At 71.4% G+C, this 15,173-nt stretch carries 16 protein-coding genes; 8 read left to right on the top strand and 8 right to left on the bottom strand.

Going from position 1 to position 15,173, the window contains the following annotated elements; genetic code table 11:
* Positions 1–85: 85 nt before the first annotated feature.
* From trpB to hisI, 6 genes are all read right to left on the bottom strand, one after another.
* Positions 86–1,309 carry a tryptophan synthase subunit beta gene (gene trpB / locus AWQ71_RS07340; RefSeq protein ID WP_067129027.1) on the bottom strand — a complete coding sequence of 408 codons (1,224 nt, stop codon included), beginning with the start codon at positions 1,307–1,309 and terminating at the stop codon, positions 86–88.
* A 17-nt stretch (positions 1,310–1,326) separates the two neighbouring features.
* Positions 1,327–2,139: an indole-3-glycerol phosphate synthase TrpC gene (gene trpC, locus AWQ71_RS07335; protein WP_067128582.1), complete on the bottom strand. Its 813-nt coding sequence runs from the start codon at positions 2,137–2,139 to the stop codon at positions 1,327–1,329.
* Positions 2,140–2,307: 168 nt separating this feature from the next.
* Positions 2,308–2,739, bottom strand: coding sequence for a DUF2752 domain-containing protein (locus AWQ71_RS07330; protein ID WP_084258658.1), 432 nt, complete (start codon positions 2,737–2,739; stop codon positions 2,308–2,310).
* A 5-nt stretch (positions 2,740–2,744) separates the two neighbouring features.
* Positions 2,745–3,200 carry a CD225/dispanin family protein gene (locus tag AWQ71_RS39935; protein ID WP_084258657.1) on the bottom strand — a complete coding sequence of 152 codons (456 nt, stop codon included), beginning with the start codon at positions 3,198–3,200 and terminating at the stop codon, positions 2,745–2,747.
* Between the two features lie 142 nt (positions 3,201–3,342).
* A complete protein-coding gene (locus tag AWQ71_RS07320; RefSeq protein WP_067128580.1) occupies positions 3,343–4,002 on the bottom strand; it encodes a Trp biosynthesis-associated membrane protein in 660 nt (219 codons plus the stop codon).
* A complete protein-coding gene (gene hisI / locus AWQ71_RS07315) occupies positions 3,999–4,388 on the bottom strand; it encodes a phosphoribosyl-AMP cyclohydrolase (RefSeq protein ID WP_067128577.1) in 390 nt (129 codons plus the stop codon). The genes AWQ71_RS07320 and hisI overlap by 4 nt, the downstream gene beginning before the upstream one ends.
* Positions 4,389–4,563: 175 nt before the next feature.
* Here hisI and AWQ71_RS07310 point away from each other — a divergent pair, with 175 nt between their 5' ends.
* The 4 genes from AWQ71_RS07310 to AWQ71_RS07295 all read left to right on the top strand — a co-directional run bounded on the left by AWQ71_RS07310 (position 4,564) and on the right by AWQ71_RS07295 (position 8,790).
* Positions 4,564–5,640, top strand: coding sequence for an ABC transporter ATP-binding protein (locus AWQ71_RS07310; protein ID WP_067129019.1), 1,077 nt, complete (start codon positions 4,564–4,566; stop codon positions 5,638–5,640).
* Positions 5,641–5,754: 114 nt separating this feature from the next.
* Positions 5,755–6,987 (top strand): ABC transporter substrate-binding protein, encoded by a 1,233-nt coding sequence (locus AWQ71_RS07305; RefSeq protein WP_084258656.1) that lies wholly within the window; start codon positions 5,755–5,757, stop codon positions 6,985–6,987.
* Between the two features lie 74 nt (positions 6,988–7,061).
* Positions 7,062–7,928, top strand: a complete 867-nt coding sequence (locus AWQ71_RS07300; protein WP_067128574.1) for an ABC transporter permease — start codon at positions 7,062–7,064, stop codon at positions 7,926–7,928.
* A gap of 61 nt (positions 7,929–7,989) precedes the next feature.
* Positions 7,990–8,790 (top strand): ABC transporter permease, encoded by an 801-nt coding sequence (locus AWQ71_RS07295; protein ID WP_067128571.1) that lies wholly within the window; start codon positions 7,990–7,992, stop codon positions 8,788–8,790.
* A gap of 16 nt (positions 8,791–8,806) precedes the next feature.
* Here the strand turns inward: AWQ71_RS07295 and AWQ71_RS07290 are convergent, their stop codons facing one another.
* Positions 8,807–10,630 (bottom strand): ABC transporter ATP-binding protein, encoded by a 1,824-nt coding sequence (locus AWQ71_RS07290; RefSeq protein ID WP_439650361.1) that lies wholly within the window; start codon positions 10,628–10,630, stop codon positions 8,807–8,809.
* On the bottom strand, positions 10,627–12,405 hold the full coding sequence (locus AWQ71_RS07285; RefSeq protein ID WP_067129014.1) for an ABC transporter ATP-binding protein: 1,779 nt from the start codon (positions 12,403–12,405) through the stop codon (positions 10,627–10,629). Before AWQ71_RS07285 ends, AWQ71_RS07290 begins: the two co-directional genes overlap by 4 nt.
* A 307-nt stretch (positions 12,406–12,712) precedes the next feature.
* Between AWQ71_RS07285 and AWQ71_RS07280 the strand changes: the two genes are divergently transcribed.
* The 4 genes from AWQ71_RS07280 (at position 12,713) to AWQ71_RS07275 (ending at position 15,154) form a co-directional block, all read left to right on the top strand.
* Complete coding sequence (locus tag AWQ71_RS07280; protein WP_084258654.1) at positions 12,713–13,348, top strand: TIGR03085 family metal-binding protein; 636 nt, start codon at positions 12,713–12,715, stop codon at positions 13,346–13,348.
* Between the two features lie 169 nt (positions 13,349–13,517).
* Positions 13,518–13,676, top strand: a complete 159-nt coding sequence (locus AWQ71_RS42565; RefSeq protein WP_169806513.1) for a hypothetical protein — start codon at positions 13,518–13,520, stop codon at positions 13,674–13,676.
* Between the two features lie 102 nt (positions 13,677–13,778).
* Complete coding sequence (locus tag AWQ71_RS42560) at positions 13,779–13,940, top strand: hypothetical protein (RefSeq protein ID WP_169806521.1); 162 nt, start codon at positions 13,779–13,781, stop codon at positions 13,938–13,940.
* A 365-nt stretch (positions 13,941–14,305) separates the two neighbouring features.
* Positions 14,306–15,154 carry an SDR family oxidoreductase gene (locus AWQ71_RS07275; RefSeq protein WP_067128564.1) on the top strand — a complete coding sequence of 283 codons (849 nt, stop codon included), beginning with the start codon at positions 14,306–14,308 and terminating at the stop codon, positions 15,152–15,154.
* Positions 15,155–15,173 lie beyond the last annotated feature (19 nt).

Genomic DNA, 15,173 nt, shown 5'->3' with positions numbered 1-15,173 from the left:
CTCACCTGGGTGGGGCCGCCGTTTCGCCGCTCCGCCGTCGCCGGCCCGGCTCCCCCGCTCAGTCGGAGGATCAGCGTAGAGGTGCTCAGAGGTTGAAGTACTTCATCGCGGTGCCCATGTCCTTGTCGCCGCGGCCGGAGAGGTTCACCAGGATGGTGGCCTCCGGGCCGAGCTCGCGCCCGAGCTTCAGCGCGCCGGCGAGGGCGTGCGAGGACTCGATCGCCGGGATGATGCCCTCGGTGCGGGCGAGCAGGGCGAACGCCTCCATCGCCTCGGCGTCGGTGATGCCTTCGTAGACGGCCCGGCCGGAGTCCTTCAGCCAGGCGTGCTCGGGGCCCACCCCGGGGTAGTCGAGGCCGGCCGAGATCGAGTGCGACTCGATCGTCTGGCCCTCCTCGTCCTGCAGGACGTACGTGCGGGCGCCGTGCAGCACGCCGACGCTGCCCGCGGTGAGGGTGAGGGCGTGCTCGCCGCTCTCCAGCCCGTGCCCGGCAGCCTCGTAGCCATACAGCCGGACTCCCTCGTCACCGATGAAGGCGTGGAAGATCCCGATGGCGTTGGAACCGCCGCCGACCGCGGCGCAGACCGCGTCGGGCAGCCGGCCGGTCAGCTCCAGGATCTGGCGGCGGGCCTCGACGCCGATGATCCGGGCGAAGTCGCGGACGATCTCGGGGAACGGGTGCGGCCCGGCGACCGTGCCGAAGAGGTAGTGGGTGCGGTCGACGTTGGTGACCCAGTCGCGGAACGCCTCGTTGATCGCGTCCTTGAGCGTCTGGCTGCCGTTGGTGACCGGCACGACGGTCGCGCCGAGCAGCTTCATCCGGGCGACGTTGAGCGCCTGGCGCTCGCAGTCCACGGCGCCCATGTAGATGACGCACTCCAGGCCGAGCAGGGCGGCGGCGGTGGCCGTGGCCACGCCGTGCTGGCCCGCGCCGGTCTCGGCGATCACCCGGGTCTTGCCCAGCCGCCGGGTCAGCAGCGCCTGCCCCAGCACGTTGTTGATCTTGTGCGCGCCGGTGTGGGTGAGGTCCTCGCGCTTGAGCACGATCCGGGCGCCGCCCGCGTGCTCGGCGAAGCGCGGCACCTCCGTGAGCGTGGTCGGCCGCCCCGCGTACGTGCGCAGCAGGTGGTCGAACTCGCGGAGGAACTCCTCGTCGGTCTTGGCCTTCTCGTACTCGGCGGCCACCTCGTCGAGCGCCGGGATCAGGGCCTCGGGCACGAACCGCCCGCCGAAGATGCCGAACTTGCCGTCGCCGTCAGGGTCGTCGCCGTAGACGCCGTTGCCGGCGAGGTCCGCCGCGGTGACGATGGGTCCTTCTGTCAGGCTCACGACTGCCTCTCCTGCCGAGACGATGGGTGGGCGCCGGCGGTGACCAGATCGTTCACGGCGGCCCTGGGATCCTTTCCGGTGACCAGGCTCTCGCCGACCAGCACCGCGTCGGCCCCGGCCCGCGCGTACGCGAGCAGGTCGTGCGGGCCGCGCACGCCCGACTCGGCGATCTTGATGACGCCGTCGGGGATCTTGGGCGCGATCTTGGCGAAGACGTCCCGGTCGACTTCCAGGGTCTTGAGGTTGCGCGCGTTGACGCCGATGATCCTGGCTCCGGCGGCGAGGGCGCGGTCGAGCTCTTCCTCGGTGTGCACCTCGACCAGCGGGGCCAGGCCGATCGACTCGGCCCGCTCGATGAGCGAGACCAGCGCGTTCTGCTCCAGGGCGGCCACGATGAGCAACGCGAGGTCCGCGCCGTACGCCCGGGCCTCCCAGAGCTGGTAGGAGGTGACGATGAAGTCCTTGCGCAGGATGGGGATGTCCACCGCGGCCCGGACCGAGGCCAGGTCCTCCAGGGTGCCGCCGAACCTGCGCCGCTCGGTCAGCACGCTGATCACGTGTGCCCCGCCGGCCTCGTAGTCCGCGGCGAGGGCCGCGGGGTCGGCGATCGCGGCGAGCGCGCCCTTGGACGGGCTCGACCGCTTCACCTCGGCGATCACCGAGACCTTGTCGCCGCCGAGTGCGGCGTAGGCGTCCTTGGCCGCCGGAGCGCGCCCGGCGCGCTCCTTCAGAAGCTCGATCGGCACGGCCTCCTGCCGGGCCTCCAGGTCCTCGCGGACGCCGGTGATGATGTCGTCGAGAACGCTCATGAGCCCTCCTCGCCATCGGCTCGGAGCCCGCATGAGTGAACACTGCCGCGCAAACCTGTTCGCTCGCTACGCTCGCTCACGAGAAGCGGTCCCTCCGGTCGCTGCCGTCGCTACCTTGCCCTGCCGATGCTATCGGCCTCGCCGAGGCTGCTCGGCCATCGGGTCTCGTCAGGGGGCTAGAAAGCGGCCGAATGGGAGGTTTCGCACCACCCAATAAACGATCACGAGGGCGAGGAAGGCCCACAGATATATGGGCCGCGCCAGGGTGGTGCGGGCGGGCCTCCCCTGCCACGAGCGCAGCGTCCAGCGCCCCCACCAGAACAGCAGGAACGGGATGGTGGCCATCGCGAGCGGGTTGAACCCGAGGGCCGTGAGCGGGTCGGCGTGGGCGAGCGCGTGCATCGCGCGCAGCGTGCCGCAGCCGGGGCAGTAGAGCCCGGTCAGGAAGAGGAAGGGGCACGTCGGGTAGTGCCCGGGCTGGTTGGGGTCCACGGAGCCCACGAACGCGAAGGCCGCGCCGGTGACCGCCGCGACGCCGAGCGGCGCGAGCACCGACCGAATCCGGTCCGCGCCGCGCCGCTCATGCGCTGTCTCCGTCATGGCCCTCAGTATGACGAGCTGCTCACGCTGGCGCTGAACACACCCAGCACGACGACGAGAACGATGTACAGCACGAAGAGGACAGCAGCCGTGATCAAGGATGCGATCCACCACTTCTTGGCCGACTCCGAAGCGGCCATCGCGCCCTGGAAGTCACCCATCGCCCACTTCGAGTTGACCTGGGTGGCGTAGACGATCGAGACGATGCCCAACGGGAGGCAGCACAGGACCGTGGTGACGATGGCCATCACAAGATGGTTGTTCGGCGGGGCCGGCGGCATGCCGTACCCGCCGGGCGGCGGATAGCCACCGGGCGGCGGGTAGCCACCATCACCGGGAGGCGGGCCGTAGCCGCCGCCGGGCGGCGGGTAGCCACCGTCACCCGGAGGCGGGCCGTAACCGCCGCCGGGCGGCTGCGCCCCGTAGCCCCCCGTGTCGCCCGGCTGGTTTCCGTAGCTCATTTAACGGCTCCTATATGGTCATGAGTTGCGGACCGGAAGCTTAGCGACACATCGGACTGGCGTTGCGAGAGTATCCACTTCGTCGGCAATTCGTGACGATGCCGCAAAGCGGGAAATGACCTCGTCGCGTGCGGTTTCCTTACTATTTTCTGTCATTTCCAGAATGATCATCTGAATCGACAGTGGGGTCCGTTCCTTCGTCGATCGCGTCCCACAACGCGCGGTCGCCGGTGACCCGTCGCACCGTCTTCCCCCCACCGCCGGAACGACGCTCATACTTGCCGGACATGCCCGGCCAGGCTCCGGCGAGCAACACCGCCGCCACGCCGCAGAAGGCGAGCAGCGCCCCTCCGGCGACCGCCGCCCACGGCCACGCCGTCACCGTCACGCGCGCCGCCTGGCCGGAGAGCGAGCGCGTGGTCTCGGCGACCTCCACGGCCCTTTCGGGCAGCCGGGACGGCCACGCCAGCGCCGCGACGGCGGCGCCACAGCACGTGAGCACCACGCCGACCAGCCGCCGCCACACGCCCCTGGTCGCGAAGACGGCGAGAACAGCGGCCAGGGCGGCCAGGACGAGAGGCGTGAGGCCGGTGACGGCGTCGCCGCCGTTCACGGGGACCGGCGCCCCGCCGTAGCCGACGGCGGCCCATTCTTTGCCGGCCGCGAACAGCGCCAGGCCCGCCCCGGCCGCGCAGCACACCAGCCAGGCCATCAGCGAGCGCCGCGCGCCACGGGGCCGGGCGTCGGCGCGGGACCCGCCGGTCCCGGCGGCCGGGCCTCCCGCGCCCGGAGACGACGTCATGACCGCTCGCCGCCCCGCGTCGCGACGTCGTCCCCCGCGTGGCCCTGGACGGCGTCGAGCACCCCGGCGTCGAAGCAGGTGCGGTCGCCGGTGTGGCAGGCGGCGCCCACCTGGTCGACCTTCAGCAGAATCGTGTCGCCGTCGCAGTCGAGGCTCACCGACCGCACCCACTGCACGCTGCCGGAGGTGTCACCCTTGATCCAGTACTCCCCCCGGCTGCGGGACCAGTACGTGGCCCGGCCCGTGGTGAGCGTGCGGTGCAGCGCCTCGTCGTCCATCCAGGCGAGCATCAGCACCTCGCCGGTGTCGTGCTGCTGGACGACGGCGGGCACCAGCCCGTCCTGGGTGCGCTTCAGCCGCGCGGCGATCTTCGGGTCGAGGGACATGCGCCAATTCTGCCGCAGGCCGGAGCCGGTCTACCGGCCGGTGCCCCGATCCCACCGGGTCCAACCGTGCGGTCGTCGTCTTACTCCCGCAGCCGCGGCCGAAGCGGCCGTCCGGACGGCGGAGCTGGGCGCTCGTCGCTTTACCGGAATCCTTTGAACCCATATGTTTCCGGCCATGCCACAGCAAGAAGTGACGTCCGTCACAACCACGGTCTCCGACCGCGACGGCCGCGCGGTCAGCCTGCGCGGACTCCGCAAGAGCTTCGGGAGCGTCGTCGCGGTCGCCGGCGTGGACCTCGACGTGGCCGACGGCGAGTTCTTCGCGATGCTCGGGCCGTCCGGCTCCGGGAAGACCACCGTCCTGCGCATGATCGCCGGGTTCGAGTCCCCCACCGCCGGAACCGTCGAGCTGGGCGGCCGGGACGTCACCCGGCTCGCGCCGTTCGAGCGGGACGTGAACACCGTCTTCCAGGACTACGCGCTGTTCCCGCACATGAGCGTGCTGGAGAACGTCGAGTACGGCCTGCGGGTGAAGCGGGTCCCCAAGGCGGAGCGGCGCGCCCGCGCGACGGAGGCACTGACGTCGGTCCGGCTCGACGGCTTCGAGAGGCGCCGCCCGGCGCAGCTCTCCGGAGGCCAGCGCCAGCGGGTCGCCCTCGCCCGCGCCCTGGTCAACCGGCCGCGCGTGCTGCTGCTCGACGAGCCGCTCGGCGCGCTCGACCTCAAGCTGCGCGAGGAGATGCAGGTCGAGCTGAAGGCCATCCAGCGCGAGGTCGGCATCACCTTCCTGTTCGTCACCCACGACCAGGAGGAGGCGCTCACCATGAGCGACCGGATCGCGGTGTTCAACGCGGGCGCCATCGAGCAGGTCGGCACCCCGGCGGAGATCTACGAGCGCCCCGCGACCGCGTTCGTCGCCGGCTTCGTCGGCACCTCCAACCTCATCTCGGGAGCGACGGCGCGCGCGGTGCTCGGCAAGGACGGCACGTTCAGCGTCCGCCCGGAGAAGCTGCGGGTCGTCCTCGGCGACGCCGACCCGCCGGGCCCCGACGAGCACAGCGCCGAGGGCACCGTGTCCGAGGTCGTCTACGCGGGCCCGGCCACCCGGTTCGTGGTGGACCTCGACACGGGCACCCGGCTCATCGCGCTGCAGCAGAACCAGGAGGTCTCGTCGATGGACGTGACGGGCCTGCGCGGCCGCCGGGTGCGGCTCGTCTGGCAACGCCGCCACGAGTTCGCCGTCACCTCCTGAATCCGCCGCACTGAATCCGCCGCACCCGGGGCCTCTGCGAATGCGTCGAGCCCACCGGCGACCCGTCCGTCACACATCGCTACGACCCGTCCACGAAACGCAAGGAGAGACACCATGCGGTCCACCTCCCCCCGGCCGGTGCTCCTGACCCACGGCCTCGCCGTCACGGCCGCGCTGGCCCTCGCCACCCTGACCGCCTGCGGCGGCGACGCGACCGGCAGCGGCGGCGGCACCGCGCCGGGGCAGAGCGGCTTCAACCCGCCCGCGATGAAGGCCGCCACGTCCGTGGACGCCGGAGAGGGCCAGGTCAACCTGGTCGCCTGGGCGGGGTACGCCGAGGACGGCTCCAACGATCCCAAGGTCGACTGGGTCCACCCGTTCGAGAAGGCGACCGGCTGCAAGGTCAACACGAAGGTCGCCGGGACCTCCGACGAGATGGTCAACCTCATGAAGACCGGCGAGTACGACGCGGTGTCCGCCTCGGGCGACGCCTCGCTGCGGCTGATCGCCTCCGGAACGGCCGCTCCGGTCAACACCGACCTCATCCCCAACTACACGGACGTCTTCGACGGCCTCAAGCTCAAGCCGTGGAATTCGGTCAAGGGGGTCGCCTACGGCGTCCCGCACGGCCGCGGGGCCAACCTCCTCATGTGGCGGACCGACGCGGTCACGCCCGCGCCCGACTCGTGGGGCGCGGTGTTCGACCCGGCCTCGCCGTACAAGGGGAAGGTGACGGCGTACGACTCGCCGATCTACATCGCGGACGCCGCCCTCTACCTGATGTCGGCCAAGCCGGAACTCGGCATCAAGGACCCGTACGCGCTGGACGACACGCAGTTCCAGGCCGCCGTGGACCTGCTCAAGCAGCAACGCCAGATCGTCGGCGAGTACTGGTCCGACTACACGAAGGAGATCCAGGCGTTCAAGGGCGGCGACACCGTCATCGGCACCACCTGGCAGGTGATCGCCAACCTCGCCAAGGCTGAGAAGGCCCCGGTCGAGGTGGCTCTGCCCAAGGAGGGCTCGACCGGCTGGTCGGACACCTGGATGATCGCGGCCCGGGCCAAGCACCCGGACTGCGCCTACAAGTGGCTCGACTGGATCATCTCCCCCACGGCGAACGCGCAGGTCGCGGAGTGGTTCGGCGAGGCCCCGGCCAACGCGAAGGCGTGCGCGAAGACCGCGGACGCCTCGTTCTGTGACACGTTCCACGCCACGGACGAGGAGTACTTCGCCAAGGTCCGCTTCTGGACCACGCCGATCGCCCAGTGCCTGGACGGGCGCACGGGCGTGAAGTGCAAGGACTACTCGGAGTGGACCCGCGCCTGGACCGAGATCAAGGGCTGACCGTTCCCGGCTTCCCGTCCCCGGCGCGGCAGTGTGCGCGGGGGACGGGGCGGAGGGTTTTGGGAGAAGATCACATGACTGATTCGGCCGTCGTCGGCCGTACCGGCCCACGCGCGCGGGCCGCCGCCTTCCTGCACCGCCACGCGCGGACGCGGCTGGCGCTGCTACTCTCGGCGCCGCTGGCGTGGCTGGGGCTCGCCTACCTGGGGGCGCTCGCCGCGCTCTTCGTGACCGCGTTCTGGTCGGCCGACACGTTCACCGGCGACCTGGTCAAGACGTTCACCTGGGCGAACTTCCACGACCTGGTGACCGGGGAGGTGTACCGGACGATCGCGCTGCGCTCCCTGGGTGTCGCGGTCGCGGTCACGCTCGTCGACCTGGTCGTCGCCTTCCCGATGGCGTTCGCCATGGCCAAGCTCGCCTCGCCGCGGGCCCAGCGCTGGCTGGTGATCCTGGTGCTCACCCCGCTGTGGGCGTCCTACCTCGTCAAGGCGTACGCGTGGCGGGTGATGCTCTCCTCCGGGGGCCTGCTCGGCTGGGGCTACGGGCTGGGCGCCACCGTCGCGACGCTCTCGTACCTGTGGCTGCCGTACATGATCCTGCCGATCTACGCCGGGCTGGAGCGCCTGCCGAACTCGCTGCTCGACGCCGCCGGCGACCTGGGTGCGCGCGGCTGGCGCACGTTCCGGACCGTGGTGTGGCCGCTCAGCTTCCCCGCCGTGGTCGCGGGGTCGATCTTCACCTTCTCGCTGTCGCTGGGCGACTACATCACCGTGAAGATCGTGGGCGGAAAGTCGCAGCTCATCGGCAACGTCGTCTACGACAACATCGGCGCGGCGAACAACCTGCCCTTCGCGGCGGCCGTCGCGACCGTGCCCGTCGTGATCATGCTGGTGTACCTGGCGGCGGTCCGCCGTACCGGAGCCCTGGAGAACCTGTGAGAGACCGAAGCGAACCCGTCGGGAGTCACGCGCTCCGCGCGCCGGCGAAGGAGGAGGCACGGTGAACCTGTCGCGTACGGCACGGGCGGCGCTGTGGACGGCGCTGGTCCTGGGGCTCGGCGTCGTCTACGTCCCGCTGGGCGTGGTGGTGCTGAACTCCTTCAACTCCGACCGGACGTTCGGGTGGCCGCCGCCGGGGTTCACGCTCCAGTGGTGGGGCGCGGCCTGGCGCTCCACCGGTGTGCGCGACGCGCTGTGGACGTCGGTCCAGGCGGGCCTGGGCGCCACGGCGATCGCGCTGGTGCTGGGGACCATGGCGGCGTTCGCGGTGCAGCGGTACCGGTTCTTCGGCCGCGACACCGTGTCGCTGCTGATCGTGCTGCCGATCGCGTTGCCCGGCATCGTGACGGGCATCGCGCTGAGCAACACGTTCCACTCGGTGCTCGGCGTCCCGCTCGGGCTCTTCACCGTGATCGTCGGCCACGCCACGTTCTGCGTCGTGACCGTCTACAACAACGTGCTGGCGCGGCTGCGGCGGACGGGCCTGAACATGGAGGAGGCGTCGGCCGACCTGGGCGCGGACACGTTCACCACGTTCCGCCTGGTCACGTTCCCGATGATGCGCTCGGCGCTGCTGGCGGGCGGCCTGCTGGCGTTCGCGCTGTCGTTCGACGAGATCATCGTGACCACGTTCACCGCGGGCGCCGGGGTCAGGACGCTGCCGATCTGGATCTTCGAGAACCTGTTCCGGCCCAACCAGGCCCCGGTGGTGAACGTGGTCGCCGCGGCGCTGGTGATCGTCTCGGTGGTGCCGATCTATCTCGCCCAGCGGCTGTCCGGCGGCGATCCCCAGACCCGTTGAGCCCGGCCGCCCCTCCTCAGGAGCGGGTGGCCGAGGTCCACGAGGCGTACAGGTCGGCGTAGACGCCGGGCTGGTCCACCAGCTCGGCGTGCGGGCCGCGCTGGATGATCCGGCCGTGCTGGAAGACGATCACCTCGTCGGCGACCTCGGCCGTCGAGAGGCGGTGCGCGATCGACACGGCCGTGCGACCCCGGGTGATCCCGTCCAGGGCCCGCGCCAGCCGTACCTCGGTGGCCGGGTCCACGGCGGAGGTGGCCTCGTCGAGGAGCAGCAGGTCGGGATCGGCGACGTAGGCGCGGGCGAGGGCGACGAGCTGCCGCTCCCCCGCCGACAGGGACTCGCCGCGCTGGCCGACCGGGGTGTCCAGTCCGGCGGGCAGCCCCTCCAGCCAGTCGGTGAGCCCGAGCTCGGTCAGCGCCAGCCGGATCTCCTCGGTGGTCGCGGCCGGCCGGCCGAAGCGGATGTTCTCCTCAAGGGTGGCGTCGAAGAGGAAGCCGTCCTGGGGCACCATGACGATCCGCTCGCGCAGCGAGGAGAACCGCACCTCCCGCAGGTCGACGCCGTCCACCAGGACCTGGCCGGACACCGGGTCCATGAGGCGGGTGAGCAGCTTGGCGAAGGTCGTCTTGCCCGAGCCGGTCTCGCCGACCACGGCGACGCGGGTGCGCGGCGGGATGTCCACCGTCACGTCGTGCAGGACGGGCGCGCCGCCCGGGTAGGAGAAGCCGACGTCCTCGAACGAGACAGAGATCGGCCCGCGCGGCAGCGTGACGCCGTTCTCCGGGTCGGCCACGTCGGCCGGGGAGTCGAGCACGCCGAGAACGCGCCGCCATCCGGCGATGGCGTTCTGCGCCTCGTTCAGGACCTCGGTGGCGGTCTGCAGCGGGCTGATGAACAGCGTGATCAGGAAGAGGAAGGCGACCAGCCGTCCGGCGCTGATCGTGCCGTCCAGGCCGAGCCGCACGCCGAGCAGGACCACCCCGGCCAGGGCGATCGAGGCCACCAGCTCGGTGATCGGGAAGGTGAGGCCGACCACCTTCTGCGCCCGGGTCTGCGCCTCGCGCTGGCCGTTCACCGCGGCGTCGATGCGCGCCGACGTGCGGTCCTCCGAGCCGTACGCCCTGATGACGGCGCTGCCGACGACCGACTCGCTGACGGCGGCCAGCACGTCGCCGGTGCGTTCACGGACGGCGGTGTAGCGCCGGGCCACCAGCCGCTGGAAGCGCGGCAGCAGGAAAACCAGCGGGAGGAAGCAGGCCCACACCAGGAGCGTGAGCTGCCAGGAGTAGACGGCCATGACGACCGTCGCGATCACGAGCTGCCCGCCCGCGACGACGATCATCAGCCCGCCCCACTGCATGAACGTGCTGATCTGGTCCACGTCGCCGGTCACCCGGGAGACCATCGAGCCACGCCGTTCGCTGTTCTGGGTGAGCACGGACAGGTCGTGCACGTGCCGGAACGCCTTGGTCCGCAGCGTGGCCAGGCCCGACTCGGTGGCCCGGTAGAGCCGGATGTTCATGAGGTAGCCGGCCAGGGCGGTCAGCACCACGGCGACCGCGCACAGCACGACGGCGTTCCTGATGAACGGCACGTCGGGCGCGCTGCCGCGCAGGCCGCGGTCGATGACCTGCTGCACCGCGATCGGCACGATGACCTTGCCGAGTGTGGCGAGCACGGCGAGGACCATGGTGCCGGCCAGGCCGCGGCGGAACTCCGGCGACAGCCGAATGCCGTGCCGCAGGGTCTCCAGGGCCGACCGCTCGGCCGCCCGTATGCCGCCGCCGGGCTCGTCGCCCTCCCGCTCGCCGGCCTCTCGCTCGCTTGTCACGGCGGTCACGCCACGACCTCCTCGTCGCTGTCGATCGCGGCCCGCTCGGCCTCTTCCCTCTCGTACGCGGTGACGAGGACGCGGTAGCCCTCGCAGCGGCCGAGCAGCTCATCGTGGGTGCCCTGGTCGATCACGGTCCCGTGTTCCAGGTAGACGACCTCGTCGGCCAGGGCGATGGTCGCCATCCGGTACGCCACGACGATCACCGTGGAGCGGGCCGAGCCCTCGCGCAGACCGTGCAGGATGCGCTTCTCGACCTGCGGGTCCACGCTGGAAGTGGCGTCGTCGAGGATGAGCAGGCGGGGCTCGCGGACCAGCGCGCGGGCGAGGGCGACCCGTTGCCGCTGCCCGCCGGACAGCGTGGCCCCGCGCTCGCCGACGTGCGTGTCGAGTCCCCCGGGAAGCGCGGCGATGAAGCCGTCCGCCTGGGCGAGCCGCAGCGCCGCCCAGACCCGCTCGTCGGGGACGTCGCGGCCGAGCGTGATGTTGCCGCGCACGCTGTCGTCGAAGAGGAACGTCTGCTGCGGGACGAACGCGACGGACGCGCTCACCTCTCCGCGCGCCACGTCACGCAGGTCGGTCCCGTCCACCCGTACCGCGCCCCGGTCGGGGTCGATCAGGCGGGCGAGGAGCTGGGTGAGCGTGGACTTGCCCGCCCCCGTCGGGCCGACGATCGCGACGGTCCTTCCGCGCGCGACGTCGAAGCCGACCTCGCGCAGCACCGGGGCCTGCGGGTCGTAGCCGTAGGTGACCCCGCTCACCTCGATCTCGGCCGGGTCGCCGTCGTCCAGCCTGGCGGCGCCGTACTCCATGGAGCCGGTGGCGTCGAGCACGTCCTGGACGCGCTGCCAGCCGACGACGCTGCGCGGCAGCTCGGCGAGCACCCAGCCGAGCGCCCGGATCGGGAAGGCGAGCAGCGTGAACAGGTAGGCGACCTGGATCAGCTCGCCCGCGACCATGCCGCCGCTGTCCAGCCGGATCGCGCCGACGAGGAGCACGGCGAGCACGCCGAGGGTGGGCAGGGCCTCCAGCATCGGGTCGAACAGGCCGCGCACCTTGCCGACGGCGATGTTCGCGTCGCGCAGTTCGTCGGCCTTGGCGCGGAACCTGGCGGTCTCGGCGCCCTCCCGGCCGAGGGTCTTGACGACGAGGGCGCCGTCGAAACTCTCGTGCGCGATCTCGCTGACCTCGGCGCGGAGCTGCTGCGCCTGGGTCGCCAGCGGGGACAGCTTGCGCTGGTAGACCAGGTTGAGCAACGCGATGGCTGGAAAAATCAGGAAACCGACGATGGCGAGGACCGGGTCCGTCATGAGGATCGCCACAGCGGCCGTCACCAGCATCACGACGACGCCGACGGCCATGGGCAGCGGCGCGAGCGGCGCCCAGGCGGCCTCGGCGTCGGAGCTGGCGTTGGAGAGGAGCTGGCCGGTCGGGTGCCGGTGGTGCCAGGCGAGCGGGAGCCGTAGGTACTGCCGGGTGACCGCGCGCCGCGACATCGCCTGCATGCGGTACTGCATGACGCCGGCCAGGATGCGCCGCCCCATGACGCCGAGCGCCTTGAGCATCGCGACCCCGACGATCAGCAGGGCGGCGATCGCCAGGGCGCCCGCGCTCGTCCGGCCCTCGCGGAAGGCGGGCAGCACGACCTGGTCGGTGGCCCGGCCGAGCGCCCAGGAGGAGGCGACGGTCATCACGCCGTACAGGCCGCTGGAGAGCACGGCGGCGATGAAGACGCGCGGCTCCGATTTGATGGCGACACCGATGACCTTGAGACCCTGACGCATGACGGCGGTTGACACCTGAGACGGCACGCGGTGGGTCCTCTCGATCGTGGCGGCGCGGTACGACCTGCGCGCCCTGTGGCTGATTCCATTCGGAATCTGGTCTTCCCGGACGGGCATCCGAGACGTTACCCGCCCGCGCGGCGCCCCGTATCCGTCCCCGGACCGACACCTTCCCCGGCATTTGGTCCTAGATACTCCTTATCATCCTGATCAACCGGAATATTCCGGGCGGCCCGATGATCCGTGTCATCCGACGGCATCAGGGGCGGGATGATCCGTGTCGCCCGGCGGCATTAGGCTCGGGGCCGTGACCCACTCCCGCTCCGAACGCGCCGCGCTCTGCGACCTGCTGGACGACCTCGGCCCCGACGCGCCGACGCTCTGCGCGGGCTGGACGACCGCCGACCTCGCCGCCCACCTCGTGGTGCGCGAGCGCCGCCCGGACGCGCTCCCCGGCATCGGGATCGGCGCGCTCGCGCCGTACACCGCGTCCGTGCAGGAGCGACTCAAGGCCCGCCACTCCTACCCCGAGCTGGTCGACCTCGTACGGCAGGGCCCCCCGAAGTGGACGCCGTACGGGCTGATCCCGGGGATCGACGAGCTGATCAACACGGTGGAGATGTTCGTCCACCACGAGGACGTCCGCAGGGCGCAACCGGACTGGGAGCCCAGGGAGCTGCCCGCCGGCCTGGACGACGTGCTGTGGCAGCGTCTGCGCGCGATGGCCCGGCTGTTCTTCCGCGGGTCGCCGGTGGGCGTGGTGCTGCGCCGTACGAACGGGGAGAAGGCCGCGGGCCGCATGGCCGAACCGGCCGTCGTGGCGATCGGCGACGCCCAGGAGCTGATGATGCTGGCCTTCGGCCGCCAGGCGCACGCCCGGGTGTCCTACGAGGGCGACCCCGCCGCCGTGACCCAGCTCCGCGAGGCGCGGCTCGGCATGTGACCTGAGACCCGGGCTTTCCGCTCCGCTCCTCCGATATCCGGCGACTCCTCGGGAAACACGCACATGTCACGACGTGATGCGGCAGCATGAGGGCCAGCGATCGGAGAAGAAAGGAGGGCGGCGCCTCCTCCCCCGCCCCGTCCGGGGTCGCGCCGTAACTCTGATGAACGTGAAGAAGCTCCTGACCTACGCCGCGATCGCTTTCGTGGCCTTCTACCTGTTCACCCAGCCCGCGGGGGCCGCCGCCGCGGTCCGGGGGGTGTTCGACAGCATCGGCACCGGAGCCGAGCGGCTGTCGGCGTTCTTCACGTCTCTGTTTTCTGGCTGAAGAGTTAGCCCCCCGGAAGAGCCTCCTGGCCTCCCAGCTAGTTATGATCATTCCCGTCGCTGGGTATGTTCCGCCGGGAAACTGACTGCAGGAGGCCCCCCTATGCAGGTCAAGAAGGTTCTTACGTACGCGGCCATCGCGTTCGTGGTCTTCTACCTCTACAGCCAGCCAGCCGCCGCCGCCGGCGCCGTGAAGGGCGTGTTCGACACGGTGAATACGGGAGCGAGTCGATTGGCGACGTTCTTCACGACAGTTCTGCGGTGAGGCAGGACCTCACGGTGACACCCGGCCCCTGACGACGCGGCCGGGACGGCGCGGCCGGACTTCTCCGGCGGCGCCTCCACCGGCGGTGATTCCGCGGCGACTGCTCGCGGGACCGCCCGTGCGCGACGGTGTTTCGTCGCGCCCTCTCTCGTCTTCGTCGTGCCCTCTCAGCGGTCGGCGGCGCCACGTCCGCCGACGCTCTCATCGGCATCGACGCTGTTTCCTTCGGCGACGGCGCCTCCGCCTCGGGCCGCCCAGCCCGCCGGCGGGCGCCGCGGTTCCCCCAGCAGATCAGGTTCCCGCCGGAGGCCGCGATCCGCGAGTCCGCCCGCCGGCCGTCCGGCGGGCGGTGTGACACTGGACGAATGACCTCTGATCTCATCGCTGTGACCGGGGCGACCGGTCAGCTCGGACGGCGCGTGGCGCACCGCCTCGCCGCCGCCGGCGTGGACCAACGCCTCGTCGTCCGCGACACGTCCCGAGCGCCGGACCTGCCCGGCGCCCACGCGGTCGCCGCGGCGTACGAGGACGCGGACGCGCTGCGGGCCGCGCTCGACGAGGTGCAGACGCTTTTGCTGGTCTCCGCGACCGAGACGGCCGGCCGGGTGGCGCTGCACACCTCGGCCGTCGACGCCGCGCTCGACGCGGGCGTGTCCAGGATCGTGTACGTGTCGTTCCTCGGCGCCGCCCCGGACGCGACCTTCACGTTCGCCCGCGACCACTGGCACACCGAGCAGCACATCCGGGAGAGCGGCGTCAGGTTCACGTTCCTGCGCAACAGCCTGTACATGGATCTGGTGCCGTACTTCGTGGGAGAGGACGGCGTCATCCGGGGTCCGGCCGGGCAGGGCCGGGCCGGCATGGTGGCACGCGACGACATCGCCGACGTGGCCGCCGTCGTCCTGCGCGAGCACGGCCACGACGGCGTGACGTACGACGTGACCGGGCCGCGGGCGCTGACGATGGCCGAGGCGGCGGAGACGATCACCAGGGTCACCGGGAAACCGACCCGCTACCACGCCGAGACGATCGAGGAGGCGTACGCCTCCCGGGCCCGCTACGGCGCGCCCGAGTGGGAGGTGGCGGGCTGGGTGACGTCGTACGCCGCGATCGCGGCCGGAGAGCTGGACGTGGTCACCGACACGGTGGAGAAGGTCGCCGGCCATCCGCCGATGAACTTCGCCGAATACCTGAGCACGACCTCGGCCGTCTGACCGGCCGAGGTCGCGGGAA

The sequence above is a fragment of the Microtetraspora malaysiensis genome (assembly GCF_001528665.1).
Taxonomy (GTDB): Bacteria; Actinomycetota; Actinomycetes; order Streptosporangiales; family Streptosporangiaceae; genus Microtetraspora_A; species Microtetraspora_A malaysiensis.
This window is presented reverse-complemented; position numbering and strand designations above follow the sequence as displayed.

Excerpts from the sequence above, each read along its gene's own strand:
- trpC (WP_067128582.1), bottom strand. The coding sequence starts at position 2,139 with ATGAGCGTTCTCGACGACATCATCACCGGCGTCCGCGAGGACCTGGAG.
- AWQ71_RS07330 (WP_084258658.1), bottom strand. The coding sequence starts at position 2,739 with ATGACGGAGACAGCGCATGAGCGGCGCGGCGCGGACCGGATTCGGTCG.
- AWQ71_RS39935 (WP_084258657.1), bottom strand. The coding sequence starts at position 3,200 with ATGAGCTACGGAAACCAGCCGGGCGACACGGGGGGCTACGGGGCGCAG.
- AWQ71_RS07320 (WP_067128580.1), bottom strand. The coding sequence starts at position 4,002 with ATGACGTCGTCTCCGGGCGCGGGAGGCCCGGCCGCCGGGACCGGCGGG.
- hisI (WP_067128577.1), bottom strand. The coding sequence starts at position 4,388 with ATGTCCCTCGACCCGAAGATCGCCGCGCGGCTGAAGCGCACCCAGGAC.
- AWQ71_RS07310 (WP_067129019.1), top strand. The coding sequence starts at position 4,564 with ATGCCACAGCAAGAAGTGACGTCCGTCACAACCACGGTCTCCGACCGC.
- AWQ71_RS07305 (WP_084258656.1), top strand. The coding sequence starts at position 5,755 with ATGCGGTCCACCTCCCCCCGGCCGGTGCTCCTGACCCACGGCCTCGCC.
- AWQ71_RS07300 (WP_067128574.1), top strand. The coding sequence starts at position 7,062 with ATGACTGATTCGGCCGTCGTCGGCCGTACCGGCCCACGCGCGCGGGCC.
- AWQ71_RS07285 (WP_067129014.1), bottom strand. The coding sequence starts at position 12,405 with ATGCGTCAGGGTCTCAAGGTCATCGGTGTCGCCATCAAATCGGAGCCG.
- AWQ71_RS42560 (WP_169806521.1), top strand. The coding sequence starts at position 13,779 with ATGCAGGTCAAGAAGGTTCTTACGTACGCGGCCATCGCGTTCGTGGTC.
- AWQ71_RS07275 (WP_067128564.1), top strand. The coding sequence starts at position 14,306 with ATGACCTCTGATCTCATCGCTGTGACCGGGGCGACCGGTCAGCTCGGA.